Annotated in this window: 22 protein-coding genes; 20 read left to right on the plus strand and 2 right to left on the minus strand. The window is 64.3% G+C overall.

Going from position 1 to position 23,026, the window contains the following annotated elements; all coding sequences use genetic code 11:
- Positions 1-19 precede the first annotated feature (19 nt).
- The 4 genes from YUU_RS0113110 to YUU_RS0113125 all read left to right on the plus strand — a co-directional run bounded on the left by YUU_RS0113110 (position 20) and on the right by YUU_RS0113125 (position 2,445).
- Positions 20-619: a TetR/AcrR family transcriptional regulator gene (locus YUU_RS0113110; RefSeq protein ID WP_027522774.1), complete on the plus strand. Its 600-nt coding sequence runs from the start codon at positions 20-22 to the stop codon at positions 617-619.
- Positions 620-826: 207 nt separating this feature from the next.
- Positions 827-1,450 (plus strand): flavin reductase family protein, encoded by a 624-nt coding sequence (locus YUU_RS0113115; RefSeq protein WP_027522775.1) that lies wholly within the window; start codon positions 827-829, stop codon positions 1,448-1,450.
- 183 nt (positions 1,451-1,633) lie between these two features.
- A complete protein-coding gene (locus YUU_RS0113120) occupies positions 1,634-2,044 on the plus strand; it encodes an acyl-CoA thioesterase (RefSeq protein WP_027522776.1) in 411 nt (136 codons plus the stop codon).
- 209 nt (positions 2,045-2,253) lie between these two features.
- Positions 2,254-2,445 carry a hypothetical protein gene (locus tag YUU_RS0113125; protein WP_027522777.1) on the plus strand — a complete coding sequence of 64 codons (192 nt, stop codon included), beginning with the start codon at positions 2,254-2,256 and terminating at the stop codon, positions 2,443-2,445.
- Between the two features lie 108 nt (positions 2,446-2,553).
- Here the strand turns inward: YUU_RS0113125 and YUU_RS0113130 are convergent, their stop codons facing one another.
- Complete coding sequence (locus YUU_RS0113130; RefSeq protein ID WP_027522778.1) at positions 2,554-3,003, minus strand: nuclear transport factor 2 family protein; 450 nt, start codon at positions 3,001-3,003, stop codon at positions 2,554-2,556.
- A 192-nt stretch (positions 3,004-3,195) separates the two neighbouring features.
- Between YUU_RS0113130 and YUU_RS0113135 the strand changes: the two genes are divergently transcribed.
- From YUU_RS0113135 to YUU_RS0113215, 16 genes are all read left to right on the plus strand, one after another.
- A complete protein-coding gene (locus YUU_RS0113135; RefSeq protein WP_027522779.1) occupies positions 3,196-3,870 on the plus strand; it encodes an HAD family phosphatase in 675 nt (224 codons plus the stop codon).
- A 103-nt stretch (positions 3,871-3,973) separates the two neighbouring features.
- Positions 3,974-4,822, plus strand: a complete 849-nt coding sequence (locus YUU_RS0113140; protein ID WP_027522780.1) for a DeoR/GlpR family DNA-binding transcription regulator — start codon at positions 3,974-3,976, stop codon at positions 4,820-4,822.
- Between the two features lie 305 nt (positions 4,823-5,127).
- The gene (glpD, locus tag YUU_RS0113145; RefSeq protein ID WP_027522781.1) at positions 5,128-6,678 is read left to right on the plus strand and encodes a glycerol-3-phosphate dehydrogenase; all 1,551 of its coding nucleotides are present in this window, start codon (positions 5,128-5,130) and stop codon (positions 6,676-6,678) included.
- Complete coding sequence (locus YUU_RS0113150) at positions 6,675-7,760, plus strand: ABC transporter ATP-binding protein (RefSeq protein ID WP_027522782.1); 1,086 nt, start codon at positions 6,675-6,677, stop codon at positions 7,758-7,760. Before glpD ends, YUU_RS0113150 begins: the two co-directional genes overlap by 4 nt.
- A gap of 12 nt (positions 7,761-7,772) precedes the next feature.
- Positions 7,773-8,858: an ABC transporter ATP-binding protein gene (locus YUU_RS0113155; protein ID WP_027522783.1), complete on the plus strand. Its 1,086-nt coding sequence runs from the start codon at positions 7,773-7,775 to the stop codon at positions 8,856-8,858.
- Complete coding sequence (locus tag YUU_RS0113160; protein WP_027522784.1) at positions 8,858-9,832, plus strand: carbohydrate ABC transporter permease; 975 nt, start codon at positions 8,858-8,860, stop codon at positions 9,830-9,832. The genes YUU_RS0113155 and YUU_RS0113160 overlap by 1 nt, the downstream gene beginning before the upstream one ends.
- The gene (locus YUU_RS0113165; protein ID WP_027522785.1) at positions 9,832-10,638 is read left to right on the plus strand and encodes a carbohydrate ABC transporter permease; all 807 of its coding nucleotides are present in this window, start codon (positions 9,832-9,834) and stop codon (positions 10,636-10,638) included. Before YUU_RS0113160 ends, YUU_RS0113165 begins: the two co-directional genes overlap by 1 nt.
- 10 nt (positions 10,639-10,648) lie before the next feature.
- On the plus strand, positions 10,649-10,978 hold the full coding sequence (locus YUU_RS0113170) for a DUF2160 domain-containing protein (protein WP_027522786.1): 330 nt from the start codon (positions 10,649-10,651) through the stop codon (positions 10,976-10,978).
- A gap of 72 nt (positions 10,979-11,050) precedes the next feature.
- Positions 11,051-12,847: an ABC transporter substrate-binding protein gene (locus YUU_RS0113175; protein ID WP_035662217.1), complete on the plus strand. Its 1,797-nt coding sequence runs from the start codon at positions 11,051-11,053 to the stop codon at positions 12,845-12,847.
- A 370-nt stretch (positions 12,848-13,217) separates the two neighbouring features.
- Entirely contained in the window at positions 13,218-14,693 is a 1,476-nt protein-coding gene (locus tag YUU_RS0113185) for an FAD-binding oxidoreductase (protein ID WP_027522789.1), read from the plus strand.
- 2 nt (positions 14,694-14,695) lie between these two features.
- A complete protein-coding gene (locus YUU_RS0113190) occupies positions 14,696-15,781 on the plus strand; it encodes an ABC transporter substrate-binding protein (RefSeq protein WP_027522790.1) in 1,086 nt (361 codons plus the stop codon).
- A gap of 21 nt (positions 15,782-15,802) precedes the next feature.
- Positions 15,803-16,897, plus strand: a complete 1,095-nt coding sequence (locus YUU_RS0113195) for an ABC transporter ATP-binding protein (protein WP_027522791.1) — start codon at positions 15,803-15,805, stop codon at positions 16,895-16,897.
- A 4-nt stretch (positions 16,898-16,901) separates the two neighbouring features.
- Positions 16,902-18,710 carry an ABC transporter permease subunit gene (locus YUU_RS0113200; RefSeq protein WP_198031750.1) on the plus strand — a complete coding sequence of 603 codons (1,809 nt, stop codon included), beginning with the start codon at positions 16,902-16,904 and terminating at the stop codon, positions 18,708-18,710.
- Positions 18,711-18,741: 31 nt separating this feature from the next.
- Positions 18,742-19,647 carry a 4-hydroxy-tetrahydrodipicolinate synthase gene (gene dapA, locus YUU_RS0113205; protein WP_027522793.1) on the plus strand — a complete coding sequence of 302 codons (906 nt, stop codon included), beginning with the start codon at positions 18,742-18,744 and terminating at the stop codon, positions 19,645-19,647.
- Positions 19,648-19,663: 16 nt separating this feature from the next.
- On the plus strand, positions 19,664-20,524 hold the full coding sequence (locus tag YUU_RS0113210; RefSeq protein ID WP_027522794.1) for an IclR family transcriptional regulator: 861 nt from the start codon (positions 19,664-19,666) through the stop codon (positions 20,522-20,524).
- Positions 20,524-21,666: an alpha-hydroxy acid oxidase gene (locus YUU_RS0113215; protein ID WP_027522795.1), complete on the plus strand. Its 1,143-nt coding sequence runs from the start codon at positions 20,524-20,526 to the stop codon at positions 21,664-21,666. Before YUU_RS0113210 ends, YUU_RS0113215 begins: the two co-directional genes overlap by 1 nt.
- 176 nt (positions 21,667-21,842) lie before the next feature.
- Here YUU_RS0113215 and YUU_RS0113220 read toward each other — a convergent pair whose 3' ends face one another.
- Entirely contained in the window at positions 21,843-22,946 is a 1,104-nt protein-coding gene (locus tag YUU_RS0113220) for an alkene reductase (RefSeq protein ID WP_027522796.1), read from the minus strand.
- Positions 22,947-23,026: the final 80 nt, after the last annotated feature.

Raw genomic sequence — 23,026 nt, forward strand, 5'->3', positions numbered from 1 at the left:
TTTTGACGAGTCCCGACAGATGACACTGGTTTCGGAACATATCGAAGGCGACACCCGGGAGCGCATCCTCGAGGTGGCCGAGCGGCTGTTCCGCCAGATCGGCTACCAGAAGACCACTGTCGGCGACATCGCCAAAGAGCTGCGGATGAGCCCGGCCAACGTCTATCGCTTCTTCGAATCGAAGAAGGCGATCCACCAGGCCGTGGCCCGCTCGCTGATGGGCGAGGTCGAACTCGAGGCGCAGCGGATCGTGGCCGATCCCGGTCCGGTGCGCGACCGCTTCCGGCAGTTACTGACCACCATCCATCGCATGAACACCGAGCGTTATGTCGGTGATTCCAAGCTGCATGAGATGGTCGAGATCGCGATGCAGGAGGACTGGGACGTTTGCGTCGCCCATATGGAGTGTATCGCCTCGATCATCGGCCAGGTGATCGCGCAAGGTGCCGCCTCCGGCGAATTCGAGGCGCCGGACCTGCAACTGGCCTCGCTCTGCGCCTGCACAGCGATGATGCGCTTCTTCCATCCCCAGATGATCGCTCAATGCGCCACCAAGCCGGGCCCCACGATCGATCAGATGATCGATTTCGTCATCGCAGGCCTGTCGCCGCGTCACTGACGCGTGGTGCAATTGCCCCTATAAGCAAGCTGGACGTCATTCTGGGATCGGTCTTGCGGACCTACCCCGGATGACCGGGCGATTGGCGCGCAACACGGACCAACAAACTCCGTCATTGCGAGCGCAGCGAAGCAATCCAGGATCCCGCCGCGGAGACAGTCTGGATTGCTTCGCTGCGCTCGCAATGACGATCAGGGAAAAAGCAACGTGACCGAGAAAGACCTGCACTTCTACGAGCCCGCCAAGGGCCATGGCCTCAAGCACGATCCTTTCAATGCCATCATCGCGCCGCGGCCGATCGGCTGGATCTCCTCGCGTGACGCCACGGGCCACGTCAACCTCGCGCCCTACAGCTTCTTCAACGCCTTCTGCTACACCCCGCCGATCATCGGCTTCTCCTCCACCAACTGGAAGGACACCGTCGGCAATATCGAGGCGACGAAGGAGTTCGTCTGGAATCTCGCCACTATGGACCTGGCGAAGCAGATGAATGCGACCGCCGCCCACGTCGCCCCCGAGGTCGACGAGTTCAAGATCGCGGGGCTGTCAGCCGTGCCCGGCAGGCTCGTCAACGTGCCGCGCGTCGGCGAGAGCCCGGTCGCCTTCGAATGCAGGGTGTCCGACATCGTGCGCCTCAAGGGCGCCGATGGCCGGCAGGCCGATGCCTGGCTGACGCTCGGCGAGGTCGTCGCCGTCCACATCGACAAGGCCTTCATCCAGGACGGCGTCTACCAGACGGCTGCGACTCGTCCGATCGTCCGGGCGGGACGGCGCGGCGACTATTTCGAGATCAAGCCGGAAAACATGTTCGAGATGGTCAGGCCGGATTAGGTCTTCCGTCATTCCGGGATGCGCCGACAGGCGCAGGCCCGGAATCCATTCATCTACAATCTCTGCGGTTCAATGGATTCCGGGCTCGCGCTTTGCTGCGCTCCGGAATGACGGTGTTGATATTTGCGCTTTCGGCTAAGCTAGGCACCCATCAATACCTGGAAATTTTCAAACGAGAGAGGCATGACCGAACAGACCAGCACCGAACCCCGCGGCGATCTCTGCATCCGCACGCTTGCGATGCCCGCCGACACCAACGCCAATGGCGACATATTCGGCGGCTGGCTGCTCAGCCAGATGGACGTCGGTGGCGGCGTGTTCGCCTCGAAAGTCGCGAAGTCGCGCACCGTGACGGTCGCGATCGAAGCGATGAATTTTCGCAAAGCGGTCTACGTCGGCGATCTCGTCTCGGTCTACGCCACGCTCGTGCGCGTTGGGCGCACCTCGCTCACGGTGCGTCTCGAAGCCTGGGCGCTGCGCCGCGGCGAACAGCATCCGTTCCTCGTCACCGACGGCAACTTCACCTATGTCTCGATCGATGATCACGGTCGCCCGCAGACCGTCAATCGCACCGCGCCGCCGATCGCGACGTAAGCGCGCGGAGCCTTAACGCATGTGTTGCCTTAACGCATGTGGTGATCGTGCGCCGCGGATGTCGCGGCTTCGCCAAGAACAAGTCACAAAACGGATGAGGTCGCAGCGTACTCCATTGCGTGTCGATTCGGGGTGGAAACGGCCGCATGCCCATAGGAACCATTGGGCAGGAGCACCGTTATTTGCCCGCACTCGAGGAATCACGGGCAATGCCGGACAGCTACATCATTGAAGTCAATTCACAGACAGCAGGTATCGTCGTACGCAACCCGGAGGGATACCGCTTCTTCGCTTCCTCCCACCGCTTCAACCGCCTCGAAGGCCAGATCTTCCGCAACGCACGCGAAGCGGAACGCGCCGCGCGGCGTTTGGTGAATGGAGATTTGAAGGAAGCGGCGTGATTGGAATTTATGTCGTGGAATCCGCGCGCCCGTTGCGGGGCGATGCAGCATCCACAGGTCATTCCGGGCTCGCGCCTCACGGCGCGCCCCGGAATGAAGTGAATTACATCAAAGCTTCGTCGCGGCGCGCGACAGCAGCTTCCAGTCGTCGCCCTGCTTCTGCCAGTTCATCAGGATGTGAAGGTTGGTCGGCACTTTTTTCCCATCAGCCGCCATCTCCTGCTCGGCGATCCAGTGGAAGCGCACGATCGCGGCGGGGCCGACGACCTTGATGGTCGGGTCCTTGTACTCGATCGACAGGAATTTCGATTTTCCATCCGTGGCGTTGGCGATGAAGGTCGCCTTGTCCTCGACCTTGCCGCTGGAATGGCTGTAGCTGAGATCGTCCCAGCAGAGCGCGCCGAGCGCCTTTGGATCCGCCGCAATCTGGGCGAGACGAAAAGCCTCGACCTTTTTCGCAACCGCCTCTTCGTCCACTGAGGCGGCCAGCGCGGGAGCCGCGCCGAGAGCGGCAAGTGCCAGGGCCGAGACGGCCAGTTCGCGCCGATCGATGGTCATCGTTTTCTCCTTTTTGCTCTTGCAGGTAGTGTTGCAGCCGCGCGCCGATTTGTCGAGTGTGCTCACTCGTCATTCGGGCCGCAGCGTGTGCGATTGGATGGATTCCGGGCCCGCGCCTTGCGGCACGTCCCGGAATGACGGACGAGGAATTCTCGGCTATTAGTGCGCCCCGGCGAAGAGGAATCATTTGAAATGTCGCAAACCACGGGCCAGGCTCTGCTGTTCGACATCGACGGCACGCTCGCCGATACCGACGCGCTGCATCGCGAGGCGTTCAACCAGGTGTTTGGCCCGCGCGGTCACGTGTTCGATCATGCACGGTTTTCGAAGGAGTTGCAGGGCTTCTCCAATGTGTCGATCGGGGAGCGATTCTTGAGCGACGTGTTGCCGGAGCGGCGCGCAGCGATTCTCGACGAGAAAGAGCACATCTTCCGCACGCTGGTGGCCGGGCAGATCAAGCCGGTACCGGGCCTGATGGCGCTGCTCGACAAGGCGGACGCGACGGGCGTTCCCATGGTCGCCGTCACCAATGCACCGCGACTGAATGCGGAGATGCTGCTGTCGGGGCTCGGCATCATGGATCGCTTCAAGGCGATCGTGATCGGCGACGAACTGCCGCACGGCAAGCCGCATCCGCTGCCTTATCTGGAAGGGCTGCGCTTCGCCGGTGCCGCCGCCCATGCCTCGATCGCGTTCGAGGATTCCCGCTCCGGAATTCAATCGGCCTCGGCCGCGGGCATACCGACGATCGGCATGCGGACCTCGCTCAGTCACGACGATCTTGTCGCTGCCGGCGCCGTCGCCTCGGCCCGCGCTTACGATGATGACGCCCTGATGAAGCTTGTCGCGGCCGCCATGAAGTGGTGAGGGCAGGGCGCCGGCGCGCCGTCGTTAACTTTACCGCGCTCTCTCGTTGACCTCGGCGTCGAACCGCCGCACCATGCAGAACTCTGATGTGAGGTTGCCGCCCGTGACCGGATTGACCCATCGCCAGGCCGAAATCCTCAACATCGCCCGCGCCTCGGGCCGGGTGATGGTCGAAGAGCTCGCGCGCCGTTTCGAGGTTTCGGCGCAGACCATCCGGAAAGATCTCAACGATCTCTGCGAGCGCCGCTCGCTGACCCGGATCCATGGCGGCGCTATCATCGCCTCGGGCGTCGAAAACCTCGCCTACGAGGCGCGGCGCTTCGTCGCCGCCGACGAGAAGAAGGCGATCGGCGCTGCGGCCGCCTCGCTGATCCCGAACGGCTGCTCGCTCTTCATCAACATCGGCACCACGACGGAAGAGGTCGCAAGCGCGCTGACCTCGCACGAGGACCTGCTCGTCATCACCAACAACCTCAACGTCGCGATGCTGCTCTATCGCCATCCCCGCATCGAGGTGGTGGTCGCCGGCGGCACGGTGCGGCGCGCCGACGGTGCGGTGGTCGGCTCGACCGCGACGCAGCTGATCGGCCAGTTCAAGGTCGACTACGCCATCATCGGTGCGTCCGCGATCGATGAAGAAGGCGCGCTGCTCGACTTCGACTATCGCGAGGTGCAGGTCGCGCAGGCGATCATCGCGAATGCGCGCAGCGTGATGCTGGTCGCCGATTCAACAAAGCTCCGCCGCAGCGCGCCGGTGCGCATCGCCCATATCAGCCAGATCCAGACCTTCGTTACCGACCAGGAACTGCCCGAGCGTCTCGCCACGATCTGCCACAGCAAGGGCATCGAGGTGGTCGAGGCGATGCCGAAAGGCTCCCCCGAGGACGACGCTGCAACGGAGCCCACTCAGGATTCCGCGCCCGAAGCGGCGCCGGTGGTGCGGTTGAGGTAGCGGGCCGATGCTTCCGCATCGTCACGGCCGGGCTGGTCCCGGCCATCCACGCCTAGCCCCGTGGCACAAAGAAACGTGGATGCCCGGGACAAGCCCGGGCATGACGATCTCTTTTGGATGGTCCATGTGAGCCGACCCAAGGGAGGGTACTGCCCACCGTTTCATCCTGTTGCCCAGCAAAAATCACCGGTTTGCCCACGAAAAAAGTTCCATTTTCGCTTTCTTTCGCCTTGCTTTCGTTTTCGGTTCTGATCTAATCGAAAGCGAAAGCAAAATCGCCTAAGCGAATGGGCGATCGCCGGGGGATGCGTCAGTTGGAGCGTGTTTTCGACCTCGCCATCATTGGAGGCGGTGTTAACGGTTGCGGCATCGCGCGCGATGCGGTCGGCCGGGGCAACACGGTTTTCCTGTGCGAAATGAACGACCTGGCTAGCGGGACGTCGTCCTGGTCGACCAAGCTCGTGCACGGCGGCCTGCGCTATCTCGAATATTACGAATTCCGCCTTGTCCGCGAAGCGTTGATCGAGCGCGAGATCCTCTGGGGCGTCGCGCCCCACATCATCCGTCCCCTTCGTTTCGTTTTGCCGCATCACGCCGGCCTGCGCCCGGCCTGGCTGCTCCGCCTGGGCCTTTTCCTCTACGATCATATCGGTGGCCGCCATCTGTTGCCGGCAACCCGTTCGGTCGATCTGACCAAGGACGAAGTCGGCCGTCCGCTGATCCCGAACCGCTATTCGCGCGCTTTCGAATATTCCGACTGCTTCGTCGATGACGCCCGCCTCGTCGTGCTCAATGCGCGCGATGCCGCCGACAAGGGCGCCGACATCCGTACCCGCACCCGCGCCACCGAGATCCGCCAGTCCGACGGCGTATGGACCGTCGGCCTGGTCGACACCATTACCGGCGCACGCTCGACGATCCGAGCCCGCGCGCTGGTCAATGCCGGCGGTCCCTGGGTCGAGGACGTGCTCGGGCGCGGCGCCGGCGTGAACGCGAAGGCAAAAGTCCGCCTGGTGCAGGGCTCGCACATCGTCGTCAAAAAACTCTACGACCACGACCGCGCCTACATGTTCCAGAACGCGGACGGCCGCATCATCTTCGTCATTCCCTACCAGGACGATTTCACGCTGATCGGCACCACCGACCGCGATTATGACGGCGACCCCGCCAAGGTGAAGGCGACGGCCGAAGAGATCCAGTATCTCTGCACCGCCGCGAGCGAATATCTCGCCAAGCCCGTGAAGGCTGAGGACGTCGTCTGGACCTATTCCGGCGTGCGCCCGCTCTATGACGATGGCGCCAGCGAAGCCAAGGCTGCGACCCGCGATTACGTGTTCGAGCTCGACACGCCCGGCGGCGCGCCGCTGCTGTCGATCTATGGCGGCAAGATCACGACCTACCGGCGTCTTGCCGAGGAGGCGCTCGAGCGTCTCGCGCCCTATTTGCGCAGCGCCAAGGCGCGCGAGGGCTGGACCGGCAAATGGCCGCTGCCCGGCGGCGACATGGACGTGTCGGCGGTCGACGCGCTGATCGCGGACCTCCAGCGCGGCTATCCCTTCCTCTCCGTCGAGCATGCCCGCCGCCTGGCGCGGGCCTATGGAACCCGCGCCATCAAGCTCCTCGGCGACGCCAAGTCGGCGGCCGATCTCGGCCAGTCCTTCGGCGCCACGCTGACGGAACGCGAGGTGCGCTATCTCATGAACAACGAATGGGCGGTGACCGCCGAGGATATCGTCTGGCGGCGCTCCAAGCTTGGCCTGCGACTAAGTGCCGATCAGATCGCGGCACTTGACGACTGGATCGCCAGCCATGCCGTGCCGCAAAGTCCCCTGCTCGAAGCGGGAGGACGCTCATGACCGTCACACTGGATCACGTCAGCCGTTCCGTGGACGGCGTTCCGCACATCAGCGACGTCTCGCTGACGCTCGACGGTGGCACGCTCAACGTGCTGCTCGGGCCGACGCTGTCGGGCAAGACCTCGATCATGCGGCTGCTCGCAGGCCTCGACAAGCCGACCACGGGCAGGGTGCTCGTCAACGGCAAGGACGTCACCGGCATCGACGTGCGCCAGCGCTCGGTGGCGATGGTCTACCAGCAGTTCATCAACTACCCCTCGCTCACGGTCTATGAGAACATTGCCTCGCCGCTGCGCGTGCAGGGCAAGCCGCGCGAGGAAATCGAGAAGCGCGTCGCGGAGGCCGCAAGGCTGTTGCGGCTCGAGCCGTTCCTGAAGCGCACGCCGCTCCAGCTTTCCGGCGGCCAGCAGCAGCGCACCGCGATCGCGCGCGCGCTTGTGAAGGGCGCCGATCTCGTGCTGCTCGACGAGCCGCTCGCCAATCTCGACTACAAGCTCCGCGAGGAGCTGCGCGCCGAGCTGCCGCGCATCTTCGAGGCCTCGGGTGCGATCTTCGTCTATGCGACAACGGAGCCGTCCGAAGCGCTGCTGCTCGGTGGCAACACCGTCTGCATGTGGGAGGGTCGTGCGCTCCAGATGGGCGAGACCTCCAACGTCTACCGCCGCCCGCAGACGCTCCGCGTTGCGCAGGTATTTTCGGACCCGCCGCTCAATCTGGTCGGCATCGAGAAGAAGAACGGGCAGGTCGCATATGCCGGCGGCAGCTTGGCGCCGGCCTCCGGCCTTTACGCCGGACTCGCCGACGGACCCTATCGCGTCGGCTTCCGCGCCCACCAGCTCGGGCTCGCCAATGGCCAGACCGATCGCCACGCCTTCCACGCCACAGTGACGGTGACCGAGATCACCGGTTCGGAGAGTTTCGTGCATTTGACCCGCGACGGATCGAACTGGGTTGCGGTGCTGCACGGCGTGCACGAGTTCGAGCCCGGCCAGACGCTCGATGCCGTGCTCGATCCGCAGGATGTCTTCGTGTTCGACGCGGCCGACCGCCTGGTCGCCGCGCCCAGCTCCATAAATACGTGAGGGAGGTGCGCCATGGCCCGCATTGACCTCGTCGATCTCGCGCACTCCTACGGCGGCAATGATGCGCCGGCCGAAAGCTTTGCGCTGAAGCCGGTGACCATGACCTGGCGGCAAGGCGGCGCCTATGCGCTGCTCGGGCCCTCAGGCTGCGGCAAGACCACGCTGCTCAACGTCATCTCCGGCATCATCACGCCCTCGCGTGGAAAAATCCTGTTCGACGGCAAGGACATCACACCGCTGTCAACCCAGAAGCGCAACATCGCGCAGGTGTTCCAGTTTCCGGTGATCTACGACACCATGACGGTGGGGGAGAACCTGGCGTTTCCGCTGAAGAACCGCGGCGTGCCGAAGGCTGATATCGACAAGCGCGTGACCCAGATCGGCCGCCTGCTTGACCTCGAGCCATATCTGAACCGCAAGGCGACGCGGCTCACGGCCGACGCCAAGCAGAAGATCTCGCTCGGCCGGGGCCTCGTGCGCAACGACGTCGCCGCCGTGCTGTTCGACGAACCGCTGACGGTGATCGATCCCGAGCTGAAGTGGCAGCTGCGCTCGAAGCTGAAGGCACTGCATCGTGAGCTCGATCTCACGATGATCTACGTCACCCACGACCAGACCGAAGCACTGACCTTTGCCGACACCGTGGTGGTGATGCATGACGGCCGCGTGGTGCAGAGCGGTACACCGGCGGAGCTGTTCGATAAGCCCGCGCATACCTTCGTCGGTTACTTCATCGGCTCGCCCGGCATGAACATCATGCCTGCGGAGGTGAAGGGCCGCGAGGCGCGGATCGACGGCCACGTCATCGCGCTCAACCGCAGCTACGACCATCTGCCCGCTGGGGCCAAGATCGAGATCGGGGTGCGGCCGGAATTCGTCGACGTGGTCGCGCCGGCTCCCGGGCTGCTCACCTCGAAGATCGACCGGATCGATGATCTCGGCCGCATCCGCTTCGCCCGCGTGCGCGTCGGCGATGCCAAGCTCGCTGCCCGCGCGCCGGGCGGTTTCACCAGCTCCGACGGCTCCGCCGGACTGAAATTCGATCCGTCGCATGTCCACGTCTATGCGGACAGCCTTCTGGTGGAAGGAGCCGCCTGATGGACAAGACCATTAATCAAAAAGCCTGGTTCCTGGTCCTGCCGGTGTTCCTGGTCGTCGCCTTCTCCGCGGTGATCCCGCTGATGACGGTGGTGAACTATTCGATGCAGGACACCTTCGGCAACAACCAGTTCTTCTGGAACGGCGTCGGCTGGTTCAAGGAGCTGCTCGACCCCTCGACCGACCTCGGCGGCCGCTTCCTGGCCTCGCTCGGCCGCAACCTGTTCTTCTCGCTGGTGATCCTCGCGATCGAGGTGCCGCTCGGCATCGTCATCGCGCTGTCGATGCCGCGCGAGGGCTGGACGGTGGCGGCCTGCCTCGTGATCCTCGCCCTCCCGCTGCTGATTCCGTGGAACGTCGTCGGCACGATCTGGCAGATCTTCGGCCGGCCCGACATCGGCCTGCTCGGCTACACGCTGAACAGTCTCGGCATCAACTACAACTACGTGTCGAACGAAATTGACGCCTGGGTCACCGTCATCGTCATGGACGTCTGGCACTGGACGAGCCTGGTTGCGCTTCTGTGCTATGCCGGCCTGAAGTCAATTCCCGACGCCTATTACCAGGCGGCGCAGATTGACGGCGCCTCGCGCTGGGCGGTGTTCACCGCGATCCAGCTCCCGAAGATGAATCGCGTGCTGCTGATCGCGGTGCTGCTGCGCTTCATGGACAGCTTCATGATCTACACCGAGCCGTTCGTCGTCACCGGCGGCGGTCCTGGCAACTCTACGACCTTCGTCTCGATCGAGCTCGTCAAGATCGCACTCGGCCAGTTCGATCTCGGCAAGGCCGCGGCCCTGTCGCTGGTCTACAACCTGATCATCCTGATCGTCTGCTGGGTGTTCTACACCGTGATGACCAATGCCGGCGTCGAGCGCAAGACGCAGGCGGAGAAAGAGCCTGCGGCGGAGCTCAAGCCCGCCGGTGCGCTCCAGCCCGCACATGCGCTTCAGCCCAAGGAAGGAGTGGCCTGATGCACTCGATCCCCGGCCGACGCGTCATCATGGCGCTGTTCCTGATCTTCCTGCTGTTGCCGATCTACTGGCTCGTCAACATGAGCTTCAAGACCAACAGCGAGATCGTGTCGACGATGACGCTGTGGCCGCACACTCCGACGCTGCAGCACTACAAGCGCATCTTCACCGACGAGAGCTGGTATTCCGGCTACATCAACTCGCTGGAATACGTCGTCCTGAACACCATCATCTCGATTACCGTGGCCTTGCCGGCGGCCTACGCCTTCTCGCGCTATCGGTTCCTCGGCGACAAGCACCTGTTCTTCTGGCTGTTGTCGAACCGCATGGCGCCTGCTGCGGTCTACGCGCTGCCGTTCTTCAACCTCTATTCGGCGATCGGCCTGTTCGATACGCCGTGGGCGGTTGCGCTCGCGCACTGCATCTTCAACGTGCCGCTCGCGGTGTGGATCCTCGAAGGCTTCGTGTCCGGCGTGCCGCGCGAGATCGACGAGACGGCGTTCCTCGACGGCTATTCCTTCCCGCGATTCTTCGTGAAGATCCTGATCCCGCTGATCGCAAGCGGCATCGGCGTCGCCGCTTTCTTCTGCTTCATGTTCTCCTGGGTCGAGCTCCTGCTCGCGCGCACGCTGACCTCGGTGCAGGCAAAGCCCATCGCGGCGATCATGACGCGCACGGTGTCCGCGGCCGGCATGGACTGGGGGCTGCTGGCTGCCGCCGGCGTGCTCACCATCATTCCGGGCGCGCTCGTGATCTGGTTCGTCCGCAACTATATCGCGCGTGGTTTCGCGCTCGGCCGGGTGTAAGGAGGCGACCATGGAATCCATCGCATGGATGGCCTGGACGATACCAACCGCGATCTTCTTCGCCGCGCTCGCCTGCACGCTCGCGGTGATGACGTGTCTCGCCGCGGTCTATCCCGAGGCGGAGCGCCTCGGGGTCCTGCGCATTCCGACCACGCGCGGCGATCGCCTGTTCATCTCGCTGATCGCGGCTGCCGTCATCCATCTCGCGTGGATCGGCCTCGTCGGGACCGACACCATCGGAACGCTGCCGATCGGCGAGGAGGGGTTTGAATTGTCGAGCCTGTGGCTCGCATCAGGAATTTCGCTTGTCACGGCCGCGCTCATATTCCGCACGGTCTGAAGCTCGCGAAGAAGACCAGATCCGGGGTCAACCCGGGCCTGTTAGAGTTTGTCGCTGCAACGGAGGAACAACATGCGACAGTTTAGGAGAAGGAAAGGTCCATTGACCAAGATCAGCTTTCTGACGGTATCAAGTGCCGCAGCTATCATTGCGGCTGCATTCGCGACCTCGGCGCCGGTTCGCGCCGCCGATGACGCCACGATCCAGAAGTGGATCGCGGAATTCCAGCCCTCGACCCTGTCGAAGGACGACCAGAAGAAGGAGCTCGAGTGGTTCGCCAAGGCCGCCGAACCCTTCAAGGGCATGGAAATCAACGTCGTCTCGGAGACGATCACGACTCACGAATACGAGTCGCAGACGCTCGCCAAGGCGTTCACCGAGCTCACTGGCATCAAGCTCAAGCACGACATCATCCAGGAAGGTGACGTCGTCGAGAAGCTGCAGACCCAGATGCAGTCGGGCAAGAACGTGTACGATGGCTGGATCAACGACTCCGACCTGATCGGCACGCATTTCCGCTACGGCCAGACCATCGTGCTGTCGGATTACATGACCGGTGAGGGCAAGGACGTCACCGACCCCATGCTCGATGTCAACGACTTCATCGGCAAGTCGTTCGGCACCGCGCCGGACGGAAAGCTCTATCAGCTTCCCGACCAGCAGTTCGCGAACCTCTACTGGTTCCGCTACGACTGGTTCACCAACCCCGACTACAAGGCCAAGTTCAAGGCCAAGTATGGCTACGAGCTCGGCGTGCCCGTGAATTGGTCCGCCTATGAGGACATCGCCGAGTTCTTCACCAACGACATCAAGGAGATCAACGGCGTCAAGGTCTACGGCCATATGGACTATGGCAAGAAGGACCCCTCGCTCGGATGGCGTTTCACCGACGCCTGGCTCTCGATGGCCGGCAACGGTGACAAGGGCATTCCGAACGGTCTGCCGGTCGACGAATGGGGCATCCGCATGGAAGGCTGCCGTCCGGTCGGCTCGAGCGTGGATCGCGGTGGCGACACCAACGGTCCGGCCTCGGTCTACGCCATCTCGAAGTATCTCGACTGGCTGAAGAAGTATGCCCCGCCGCAGGCCCAGGGCATGACCTTCTCCGAGTCGGGTCCGGTGCCGGCGCAGGGCAACATCGCCCAGCAGATCTTCTGGTACACCGCCTTCACCGCCGACATGGTGAAGCCGGGCATTCCCGTGATGAACGCGGACGGTACGCCGAAGTGGCGTATGGCTCCGTCTCCGCACGGCTCGTACTGGAAGGAAGGCATGAAGCTCGGCTACCAGGACGCCGGCTCGCTCACGCTGCTGAAGTCGACCCCGGCTGACCGCCGCAAGGCGGCCTGGCTCTATCTCCAGTTCATCGTCTCCAAGTCGGTGTCGCTGAAGAAGAGCCATGTCGGTCTCACCTTCATCCGTGAATCCGACATCTGGGACAAGTCGTTCACCGAGCGTGCGCCGAAGCTTGGCGGTCTGATCGAGTTCTACCGCTCGCCCGCGCGCGTGCAGTGGACCCCGACCGGCAACAACGTGCCTGACTATCCGAAGCTCGCGCAGCTCTGGTGGCAGAACATCGGCGACGCGTCGTCGGGTGCCAAGACCGCGCAGGCCGCAATGGACTCGCTCGCTGCTGCCCAGGACGCCGTCATGGAGCGTCTTGAGAAGTCCGGCGTGCAGGGCGCCTGCGGTCCGAAGCTCCACAAGAAGGAGTCGGCCGAGTTCTGGTTCGCGAAGGCCGAGAAGGACGGCACCATCGCGCCCCAGCGCAAGCTCGCCAACGAGAAGCCGAAGGGCGAAACGATCGACTACGACACGCTGATCAAGTCGTGGCCGGCCACCCCGCCCAAGCGCGCGGAAGTGAAGTAAGCCTCGCGCATCACGTCATCCAACATGAAAGGCCGGGAGCGATCCCGGCCTTTTCTTTTGCGGCGTGCGCTGCGCTCGCGATGCGGTGTGCGCATTGAAGCGCATTGCCTCCCCATCGTCGTCCTGGCGAAAGCCAGGACCCATTACCCCGACCGCCGGTGTGGCGCGATGCTCGGACCACGCGCCTGCCCATTTCCACAACCGGTGGTTATGGGTCCTGGCTTTCGCCAGGACGACCCCGGGAGACACCCGCTTGACTCCGCCCGGCCTCAAATCCATGATCAGCATAATGCGATTGAAGTAATCGCATAACAATTAAAGTCAAACAGGCGGTCGGGGCCACTGGCGGTCCCATCCGGGAGGCCGGTTGATGGCATTGATCGAGGCGTTCAAGCGCTTGCTGGGCGACACGGCCGTGCTTGTTCGCGAGGAGGATCTTGCGGGCCTCACCGAGGATTGGCGCGGTCGTTATCGTGCGCCGGCGCTCTGCGCCGTTCTGCCGTCCACGACCGAGCAGGTCGCTTCCATCGTTCGCCTCTGCGTCGAGAGCGGCACGCCCGTGCTGCCACAGGGCGGCAACACCAGCCTGTGCGGTGCCGCGACGCCGACCGGGCAGGGCAAGCCGCCGGTCATCATCGCGCTGACGCGCATGCGGCGGATCAGGTCGATCGATCCCGTCAACAACACCATGGTGGTCGATGCCGGCTGCGTACTGGCCACGATCCAGGAGACCGCGGCAGCCAGCGGGCGGCTCTATCCGGTGAGCCTCGGCGCCGAGGGCTCCTGCCAGATCGGCGGCAACATCGCCACCAATGCCGGCGGCACCGGCGTGCTGCGCTATGGCAATACGCGTGACAACGTGCTCGGTCTCGAGGTCGTGCTGCCGGACGGCGCGATCTGGGACGGCCTCTATGCGCTGCGCAAGAACAACACTGGCTACGACCTCAAGCATCTCTTCATCGGCTCCGAAGGCACGCTCGGCATCATCACCGGCGCGGTGCTGAAGCTGCATCCGTTGCCGACCGCCGAGGCCGTCGCCTGGCTCGCGGTCGACAGTCCGCAGCAGGCGCTCGACGTGCTCGGCCTGTTGCAGGCTTCTTGCAATTCGCGGCTTTCCGCCTTCGAACTGATGAACGCCAAACAGATCCAGCTTGTCCTTGAACAGGTGCCGGGCCGCCGTTGCCCGGTCGCGCAAGTCGATAGCTGGCATGTCCTCGTCGAACTGTCCGACACCGGCGATGCCGGGGCGCTCAACGCCACCATGCAGGCGGTGCTCGAGCGCGCGTTCGAGGCCGGCTTGATCAGCGACGGCGTCGTCGCCGCGAGTGAAGCCCAGCGCAAGGCGATGTGGCTGGTGCGTCACAGCGTGTCGGAAGCCAACAAGAAGGCGGGCGTTGGGCTGACGTCGGACAGCGCCGTTCCGGTGTCAGCGGTGCCCGCTTTCATCGCGCAGGCAATGAGCGCGGTGCACGCGATCATTCCGGATCTGCCGTTCGTGGTCGTCGGCCATATGGGCGATGGCAACATCCACCTCATTCCCTTCTTTGGCTTTGCCGAATGGGATGCCCTGCCGGACCGCGACGCGGTCGGGGAACGCGTCCGCCATGCGGTCAACGATGTTGCGGCATCGCTCCGCGGCACTTTCAGTGCCGAGCACGGCGTCGGCCGCACGTTGATGGAGCAGATGACCCGCTACAAGCCGCCTGTCGAACTCGCGCTGATGCGCGCCGTGAAGCAGGCCTTCGACCCGAGTGGGCTCTTCAATCCCGGCCAGGTTCTGCCGCCGCCATCTGCGGACGCGCACGTTTCTTCACCATCCATCGCAACATCGCATAGAGGGGACTGACCATGACGCATCTTCCGAAGATCATCACCTCCCGCCGCCGCCTGCTGCTCGGTGCCGGCACCGCAGCCGTCGCGCTCGCTGCGCCGGCCGTCTGGTCCCCGTCACGCGCCGCAGGAAAGCGCATCGTGGTGCGCGACGACGGCGGCATCTACACCAAGGCCTATGGTGCGGTGTTCTACCGTCCGTTCACCGAAGCGACCGGCATCGAGGTGGTCGGGGTGCAGGCCAATGCCGAGCCGGTCGCGCAGATCAAGACCATGGTCGATACCAAGAACTACACCTGGGACATGGCCAAGATTAGCTGGCCCGCGATCCTGCTCTTGACCACCGGCAGCAAGCAATATCTCGAAAAGCACGGCCTCGAATCCGAGCCCGTCATCAAGTCGATCCCCGCCGAATTCATGTCGCCCTACGGCGTCGGCACCAACGTCTACACCACCGTGCTGGCCTACCGCACGGACGCCTTCAAGGGCCGCAAGGCGCCGCAGTCCTGGGCCGACTTCTGGAACGTGGCGGAGTTTCCGGGACGCCGCGCCGTGCGCAAGCATCCGTTCGACACCATCGAGGAGGCCTTGATGGGCGCCGGCGTGCCGACCGCGCAGGTCTATCCGTGCGACCTGAACAAGGCGTTCGCCTCGCTCGACAAGATCAAGTCTTCCGTCGCGGTGTGGTGGACCAGCGGCGCGCAGGTCGAGCAGATGCTGACCTCGGGCGAGATCGATCTGCTGCCGACCTGGGTGTCGCGTCCCCAGGCCGCGCAGGCGGCCGGCGCACCGGTCGAGATCGTCTGGAATCAGGGTATCTGGGGCGGCGACAACTGGTCGATCCTCGCCGGCACGCCGAACGCGGATGCCTGCCGCGAGTTCATCAAGTTCGCCTCCGATCCGAAGCGCCAGGCGGCGCTGATGGAGTATTTCCCCGCCGGTCTCACGCAGCCGGAGGCCTTCAACTACGTCAAGCCGGAGCTCGCCAAGAACTGTCCGACCTATCCGGACAACATCAAGGCGGGCCTGAAGATCGATGCGAAGTTCTGGTACGACAACCAGGCCGCTGTCATCGAGCGCTTCAATAGCTGGATCCTGGCTTGAGCCTCGCGATTGGAGCAGGGCATGACCTCGTCGAGCTTGCGCGTCAAAGGCCTTACCAAGCGTTATGGCGACTTCGTTGCGCTGGCGCCGACCAGTCTCGATGTCGCGAAGGGGGAATTCCTCACGCTGCTCGGCCCTTCGGGGTCGGGCAAGACGACGCTGCTCAGCCTGATCGCGGGGCTCGCGCATCCGGACGAAGGTCAGATCCTGGTCGACGATGCCGATGTGACGCACAGCCCGGCCTATGACCGGGACATCGGCGTCGTGTTCCAGAACTACGCGCTGTTTCCTCACATGACGGTGGAGGACAACATCGCGTTTCCGCTGAAGATGCGGAAGGTCGCCGACGCCGACGCGCGCCGGCGCACGGCGGAGGCGCTGGAGACGGTTCGCCTGCCGCATGTCGCAAAACGCTATCCGCGCGAGCTCTCGGGCGGCCAGCAGCAGCGCATTGCGCTCGCGCGCTGTATCGTTTACCGGCCGGCGATCATCCTGATGGACGAGCCGCTCGGCGCGCTCGACAAGAAGCTGCGCGACCAGATGCAGCTCGAGATCAAGCGCATCCATCGCGAGCTCCGCACCACGATCATCTACGTCACCCACGACCAGGAGGAGGCGATGACGATGTCCGATCGCATCTGCCTGATGAACGCAGGCGCAATCGAGCAGCTCGGCACGCCGGAGGATCTCTACTTCCGGCCGCAATCGGTCTTCGTCGCGGACTTTCTCGGCGAGTCCAACCTGCTCAGCGCAACGGTGCGGCAGGTCGATGCGCAGGGGCTCGACATCGTGCTGGCCGACCAGACGGCGCCGTCGCGCGCGGTCGGCAACGGCGCGAGCTTCACGGCCGGCGAGCCGATCAAGCTCATGGTCCGGCCCCAGAACCTTCATGTGGCGGACGCGGCGGACGGCAAGCTCACCGGCAGGCTGGTCGACGTGATGATCAGCGGCAGCATGACGCGGCTCTACATCGCGCCCGAAAAGGCCGACATGCCGCAGCTCGTCGCGGCCTATCCGACGCGAGCGAGCGCAGCGCCTTACGAGATCGGCCAACGCGTTTCGCTCGGCTGGAATTCCGCGGATGCCGTGGCGATCCGCGACGGCAGGGGACACTGACGCCATGGCATTGGCCAAAGCGCCTGCGATCGAGTCGGGACAGCTCCGGACCGCGACGCGCTCTCGCGCCCGGTCGCAGGCCTGGACCTGGGCCGCGATGGGGGGCCCGCTCGTCCTGCTGCTCGTCCTCTTCCTGGTCTACCCCGTCGGCCAGTTGCTGCTGCTCAGCATCCACAACGACAGCGGATTCACGCTTGCGCCGTACCGCCAGCTCTTCGCCTCATCGGTCTATATCGATGTCCTCCTCATCACGCTGAAGATCTCGCTGGTGACGACGCTGGTGTGCGTCGTCACCGGCTACCCGATCGCCTATCTGATTTCCGTCGTCGGCAAGGAACGGAAGGCGACGCTGCTGTTCTGGGTGCTGCTGTCGTTCTGGACCAGTTTTCTGGTGCGCGCCTTTGCCTGGATCGTGCTGCTCGGGCGCAACGGCGTCATCAACAAGCTCCTGCTGTCGCTCGGCATCATCTCGAGCCCGGCGAGCCTGCTTTATAATTTCGGCAGCGTCCTCGTCGGCATGGTGAACGCGCTGCTGCCGCTTGCCGTGCTGACCATGCTCTCTGTGATGGAGAACATCGACCGCAACCTGCCGCGCGCGGCGGCGACGCTCGGGGCGCGGCCGGGCATGGCGTTCTGGAAGATCTATTTTCCGCTCTCGCTACCCGGCGTCGCCGCGGCTGGCATCATGGTGTTCGTCACCGCGATCGGCTTCTTCATCGTGCCGGCGCTGCTCGGCGGACGCCGCGAGACCATGATCACGCAATTGATCATCGACCAGGTCCAGCAGACCCTGAACTGGGGATTTGCCGGTGCAATCTCCGTGCTGCTTCTGATCGTCGTGCTCATCGTCTTTGCGGCCTACGACCGGCTGCTCGGCCTGTCGACGATGACGGGCGCGGCAGCGCCGCGCAGCGTGGCGCCCTCGCGCCTCGCCGGGCCTGTCCAGAGGATCGGCGATGCCGTGCTGACGCTGCTCGGCATGATCTCCGATCGCATCATTCTCGCGCTGCCGTCGCGCCGTCGCGACCGCAATCCGGATCAGGCGGGCCTCGGCTTGCAGGCCTTCGTCTGGACCATGCTAATCATCATCAGCGCGCCGACGCTCCTGATGATCCCGCTGTCGTTCGGCACCGGCGGCCTGAACTGGCCGCCGCAGGGATTTACGCTGCATTGGTATGAAACCGTGCTGCATTCGCCGGTATGGACCCAGGCGTTCCTGCGCTCGCTGCTGGTTGGTCTGGGGACGGGTGCGCTCGCCATGCTGATTGGAACGCCGGCGGCGTTTCTGCTGGTGAGGAGCAACATCCCCGGCAAGGCCGCCTGGCTCGCCTTCATCCTGTCGCCGATCGTCGTGCCGCGCATGATCATTGCGGTCGGCATGTTCTACGTGTTCGCGAGCATGGGCCTCGTCGGCAGCGCCTTTGGCCTCATTCTCGGACATACCGTCGTCGCGGTGCCCTACGTCGTCATGACCATGATGGCCGTGCTGCGCAACTACGACACGCGGCTCGACCATGCCGCGCAAAGCCTTGGCGCGCGCCCCTTTGCGACGCTGCGCCACATCACCTTTCCGATCCTCGGCGCGGGCATGTTCTCCTCGTTCCTGTTCGCCTTCGCGACCTCGTTCGACGAGCTCACCATCGCGTTGTTCGCGACCGGCGGGCTTAACGCCACGCTGCCGAAGCAGTTCTGGGACGAGGTGACGCTTCAGGTCTCGCCCGTGATCGCCGCCGTCTCAACCTGCCTGTTCATCTTCATGGGTCTCTTGATCTTCGTCGCCGAACGCCTGCGTCGGCGCGCTGCCGCAAGGTAGTCATCCCGCGTTCTAACCAGAGGTTCTCGTCATGCTCACTGCAAATCGTCTTCGCGGCCTGCTCCCCGCCATTCCGACCCCGGTGAAGGCCGACGACACGATCGACGCCCAGGCGGTCTCGGCGCTGTTTGCCTGGCTGCTCAAGCAGGGCATCGACGGCGTGGTGCCGCTCGGCGGCACCGGCGAATATGGTGCACTCGCGCGCGCCGAGCGCATCCGGATGGCGGGCCTGTCGGTGAAGGCCATGGCGGGCAGGGGGCCTGTGATCGCCGGCGTGCTCGACACCGGCTTCCACGACGCTCTTCAGGCGGGCAAGGAATTCGCCGCCGAGGGCGTGGACGGCCTCCTGGTCCTTACGCCATATTATACCAATCCGACTCAGACCGGCATTCGCGACTATTTCCTGCGCTATGCCGATGCCTCGCCCGTGCCCGTCCTGATCTACGAGATTCCCTACCGCACCCGGATCGCGATCGAGCCCAGGATTTTGCATGAGCTGTCGAAGCATCCCAACATCATCGGCATGAAGGCCTGTAATCTCGACATGTACCATTTCCTTCAGGTCGTGGCCGGCGTCGACGACAGCTTTGCAGTGCTCAGCGGCGAGGACAGCCTGTTCCCGCTGCATCTTGCGGGGGGCGCGACGGGCGGCATCGTCGTCACCGCCTGCCTGTTGCCGCGCGCGTGGCGACAGATTTACGAGACGGCGATTGCTGGCCGGACGGCGGAGGCACTGAGCCTGCATCGCCGTCTGATCCCGTTCATGAACATGGCGTTTGCCGAGACCAATCCGGGGCCGATGAAGGCGGTGATGGACATGGTCGGCGTCGACGCGCCGCGGATGCTGGCGCCGCTGGTGCAGCCGGCGCCGGCGCTGGTCTCGGCATTCCGGGCCGAGCTCGGCAAGCAATTGGCGATCTCGGAAGGGGTTGCGTGAGGCAAGGGAATGGCAGATGACGCGTAGCGGCGAGGGCGGCACGAAGACGGTGCGCAAGGCCAGGAGCACTCGGAAAAGCGCCGGAAAGAGCGCCGAGCTGGCGCGCTCGTCGCTGTTCGTCGGCTCGACCGAGAAGGCCTTTCAGGTCCTGCACGCCTTCGATGGCCCGCGACGCTTCATGACGCTCGCCGACATCGCGCGCGCGGCCAATCTCGACCGCAGCGCCACCCAGCGCCTGGTCTATACGCTGGAGACGCTCGGCTATCTCAAGCGCATCGAGGGCACGCGCAATTACGGGCTGACCTCGAAGGTGCTGCAGTTCTCTCACAGCTATCTCAAGGCCAACGAACTTATCGACAAGGCCTCGCCCTATCTTCTCGACATGAGCCGTAATCTCGGCGAGACCTGCAACCTGCACGAGCTCGACGGCCATGAGGTCGTGTTCGTGGCACGCTTTCCCGGCAGGCACCTCATCCACATCGATTTCGTGATCGGAAGCCGGTTGCCGGCCTATTTCACGGCGTCCGGCATAGCCATCCTGTCGGCTCTTCCTGAGGAGATGCGGCAGGATCTGTTGAAGCGTACGCAACTCGAGCCCCTTACGCCGTATACGATTACAGATCCAGATAAGCTTCTGGAGCAGGTGCGCGTCGCCGCCACGCGCGGCTACTCGATCCAGATCAACCAAAGCGTCATGGGTGACATTTCCGTCGCGGCGCCGATCATCGACGAGCACGGCCGCGCGGTCGCCGCGGTCAACATCTCCGTGCCGACCACGCGCTGGACCAAGGAGCGCGCCGAGGCCGAGCTCGTGCAGCATGTCCATGTCGCCGCGACCTCGATCTCGAAGTCGAAATTCAACCGCTACGCCGCCTGATGCGGATGCTGCTGAATGCCGACGACTACCGCAGCCGCGCGCAAAAGTTCCTGCCGCGCGGCTTGTTCGACTATATCGATCGCGGCACGGAGGATGAGGTCGCGCTGAGGCGCCTGCGCGCCTCGCTCGACGAGATCACGCTCATGCCGTCGGTGCTGACCGGGCACGACGGGCGATCGTTCGACGCGACGCTTCTTGGACAGCACCTCGCAGCACCCCTGGTCGTGGCGCCGACCGCGCTCGCCGGTCTTGTCGCGCATGATGGCGAGACCAAACTGGCGCGCGCGGCCTCGCGCGTCGGCATCCCCGTCTGTATCTCGACGCAATCGGTGACGACGGTCGAAACCATCCGGCGCGGCGCGCCCGATGCGACGCTGTGGTTTCAGCTCTATGTCTGGCGCGACCGGGCACTGACGGCAAGACTTCTGGAGCGCGCCCGCGCCTGCGGCTGCGAGACCCTGGTCGTCACGGCCGATACGTCGGTCTCACCCAACCGCGAGTACAACAAGCGCAACGGCTTCGGCATTCCGTTGGTGCCCAGCCTGCGCAGCACGGTCGACGTCGCACTGCATCCGCGCTGGCTCGTCGGTGTTCTCGCGCGCTATCTCCTGAGCGAGGGCATGCCGACCTATGGACATTATCCGGACGAGTACCGCACGGCGATTACCCGGCCAAGCATTGCTGAGGCCGTGCGGCTCGACCATCGTCTCAACTGGGGCGACGTGCGCTGGCTGCGCCAGATCTGGCCGGGCAAGCTGATCATCAAGGGCGTCTTGGCCGTCAAGGATGCGGAGACCGCGGCCGGACTCGGTTGTGAGGCAATCGTGGTTTCCGCCCATGGCGGACGCAATCTCGATTGCCTGCCTGCACCGGCGGAGTGCATTCAGGCTATCGCGGATGCCGTGAAGGGACGACTGACGGTGCTCGCCGACAGCGGCGTCCGCCGCGGCACGGACGTGTTGAAATATCTCGCGCTCGGCGCCGAGGCCGTTCTCCTCGGCCGCTTGCCGCTCTGGGGCCTCGCCGCCGGCGGCGAGGAGGGTGCGGAAGCGGTCTTGCGGATGATCATCGGCGAGATGGACACGGCGATGGCGTTTTTGGGCGCGGAGCGCGTGGCAGAATTACGGGCGATGCTTCGATAAGACAAAAGGCCGGGCGCGATCCCGGCCTTCCGCACTTGTTGCGCTCACGGTTTTCTCGGAAGTCATCGTCCGCGAAGGCGGACGATCCAGCACGCCGCGGCCTATCGGTTGAATCTCGCCGCCGGTGGCTACTGGATGCCCCGCCTTCGCGGGGCATGACGAGCTGAGATGCGGATCTACTCCGCCGCGTCGGCAGCCTCCAGCGTCGGATAGTCCGTGTAGCCCCTGGCGCCGCCGCCGTAGAAGGTGTTCTTGTCCCATTCGTTGAGTGGCGCGCCTTTCTGCAAGCGCTCGACCAGGTCGGGGTTGGAGATGAAGGGCTTGCCGAACGCGATGAGGTCAGCAGCGCCGGCATCGAGCACCTTCGTCGCCAGCTCGAAATCGTAGCCATTGTTGGCGATGTAGGCGCCGGAGAAGCGCTTGCGCAGGTCAGCATAGTCGAACGGCGCGAAATCGCGCGGGCCGCCGGTCGCGCCTTCCACGACATGCAGATAGACGAGCTTGAGCGCATTGAGCCCGTCGACGATGTGGTCGAACAGCGCTTGCGGATTCGAGTCGGAGATGTCGTTCGCCGGCGTCACCGGCGAGATGCGGATGCCGGTACGGTCGGCGCCCGCTTCGGCGGCAACCGCCTTTGACACCTCCAGCATCAGCCTGGCACGGTTCTCGATCGAGCCGCCGTAGGCATCGGTGCGCTTGTTGGCGCCGTCTTTCGCAAACTGGTCGAGCAGATAGCCGTTGGCGCCGTGGATCTCGACACCGTCAAAGCCGGCCTCGAGCGCGTTGCGCGTGACGCGCTTGAAATCGTCGATGATCCCTGGAATTTCGGCAAGCTCGAGTGCGCGCGGCTCGGAGACGTCGGCGAAGGTGCCGTTGACGAAGGTCTTGCCCTTGGCGCGGATCGCGCTGGGAGCGACCGGCGCGCCGCCATTGGCCTGAAGCGCGTTGTGCGAGATGCGCCCGACATGCCAGAGCTGGATGAAGATGCGCCCGCCGCGCTCATGCACGCGATCGGTGACCTTGCGCCAGCCGGCGACCTGGTCTTTCGAGTAGATGCCAGGCGTATCCTGATAGCCCTGGCCCTGCTGGGAGATCTGGCTTGCTTCGGTGACGAGGAGTCCGGCGGAGGCGCGCTGCGCGTAGTAGTCGGCCGCAAGCGGGCTCGGCACGAAAGTCCCGGGCGCTGCGCGATTGCGCGTCAGGGGCGCCATCACGAAGCGGTTGGCCAGCGAGATCGGGCCAAGCTGATAGGGCTCATACAATTTGGTCGGACGGCTCATGGGAATGTTTTCCAGCGGTGACAGGTAGGGCACAGTTGTGCATCGCCACACACCGCGCAAGGCCGGAGTCATTCCGAAAG

This window comes from Bradyrhizobium sp. Ec3.3 (assembly GCF_000472925.1).
GTDB lineage: Bacteria > Pseudomonadota > Alphaproteobacteria > Rhizobiales > Xanthobacteraceae > Bradyrhizobium.

Excerpts from the sequence above, each read along its gene's own strand:
- YUU_RS0113110 (WP_027522774.1), top strand. The coding sequence starts at position 20 with ATGACACTGGTTTCGGAACATATCGAAGGCGACACCCGGGAGCGCATC.
- YUU_RS0113120 (WP_027522776.1), top strand. The coding sequence starts at position 1,634 with ATGACCGAACAGACCAGCACCGAACCCCGCGGCGATCTCTGCATCCGC.
- YUU_RS0113125 (WP_027522777.1), top strand. The coding sequence starts at position 2,254 with ATGCCGGACAGCTACATCATTGAAGTCAATTCACAGACAGCAGGTATC.
- YUU_RS0113130 (WP_027522778.1), bottom strand. The coding sequence starts at position 3,003 with ATGACCATCGATCGGCGCGAACTGGCCGTCTCGGCCCTGGCACTTGCC.
- YUU_RS0113135 (WP_027522779.1), top strand. The coding sequence starts at position 3,196 with ATGTCGCAAACCACGGGCCAGGCTCTGCTGTTCGACATCGACGGCACG.
- glpD (WP_027522781.1), top strand. The coding sequence starts at position 5,128 with ATGCGTCAGTTGGAGCGTGTTTTCGACCTCGCCATCATTGGAGGCGGT.
- YUU_RS0113150 (WP_027522782.1), top strand. The coding sequence starts at position 6,675 with ATGACCGTCACACTGGATCACGTCAGCCGTTCCGTGGACGGCGTTCCG.
- YUU_RS0113155 (WP_027522783.1), top strand. The coding sequence starts at position 7,773 with ATGGCCCGCATTGACCTCGTCGATCTCGCGCACTCCTACGGCGGCAAT.
- YUU_RS0113160 (WP_027522784.1), top strand. The coding sequence starts at position 8,858 with ATGGACAAGACCATTAATCAAAAAGCCTGGTTCCTGGTCCTGCCGGTG.
- YUU_RS0113165 (WP_027522785.1), top strand. The coding sequence starts at position 9,832 with ATGCACTCGATCCCCGGCCGACGCGTCATCATGGCGCTGTTCCTGATC.
- YUU_RS0113170 (WP_027522786.1), top strand. The coding sequence starts at position 10,649 with ATGGAATCCATCGCATGGATGGCCTGGACGATACCAACCGCGATCTTC.
- YUU_RS0113175 (WP_035662217.1), top strand. The coding sequence starts at position 11,051 with ATGCGACAGTTTAGGAGAAGGAAAGGTCCATTGACCAAGATCAGCTTT.
- YUU_RS0113185 (WP_027522789.1), top strand. The coding sequence starts at position 13,218 with ATGGCATTGATCGAGGCGTTCAAGCGCTTGCTGGGCGACACGGCCGTG.
- YUU_RS0113190 (WP_027522790.1), top strand. The coding sequence starts at position 14,696 with ATGACGCATCTTCCGAAGATCATCACCTCCCGCCGCCGCCTGCTGCTC.
- YUU_RS0113195 (WP_027522791.1), top strand. The coding sequence starts at position 15,803 with ATGACCTCGTCGAGCTTGCGCGTCAAAGGCCTTACCAAGCGTTATGGC.
- YUU_RS0113200 (WP_198031750.1), top strand. The coding sequence starts at position 16,902 with ATGGCATTGGCCAAAGCGCCTGCGATCGAGTCGGGACAGCTCCGGACC.
- dapA (WP_027522793.1), top strand. The coding sequence starts at position 18,742 with ATGCTCACTGCAAATCGTCTTCGCGGCCTGCTCCCCGCCATTCCGACC.
- YUU_RS0113210 (WP_027522794.1), top strand. The coding sequence starts at position 19,664 with ATGACGCGTAGCGGCGAGGGCGGCACGAAGACGGTGCGCAAGGCCAGG.
- YUU_RS0113215 (WP_027522795.1), top strand. The coding sequence starts at position 20,524 with ATGCGGATGCTGCTGAATGCCGACGACTACCGCAGCCGCGCGCAAAAG.
- YUU_RS0113220 (WP_027522796.1), bottom strand. The coding sequence starts at position 22,946 with ATGAGCCGTCCGACCAAATTGTATGAGCCCTATCAGCTTGGCCCGATC.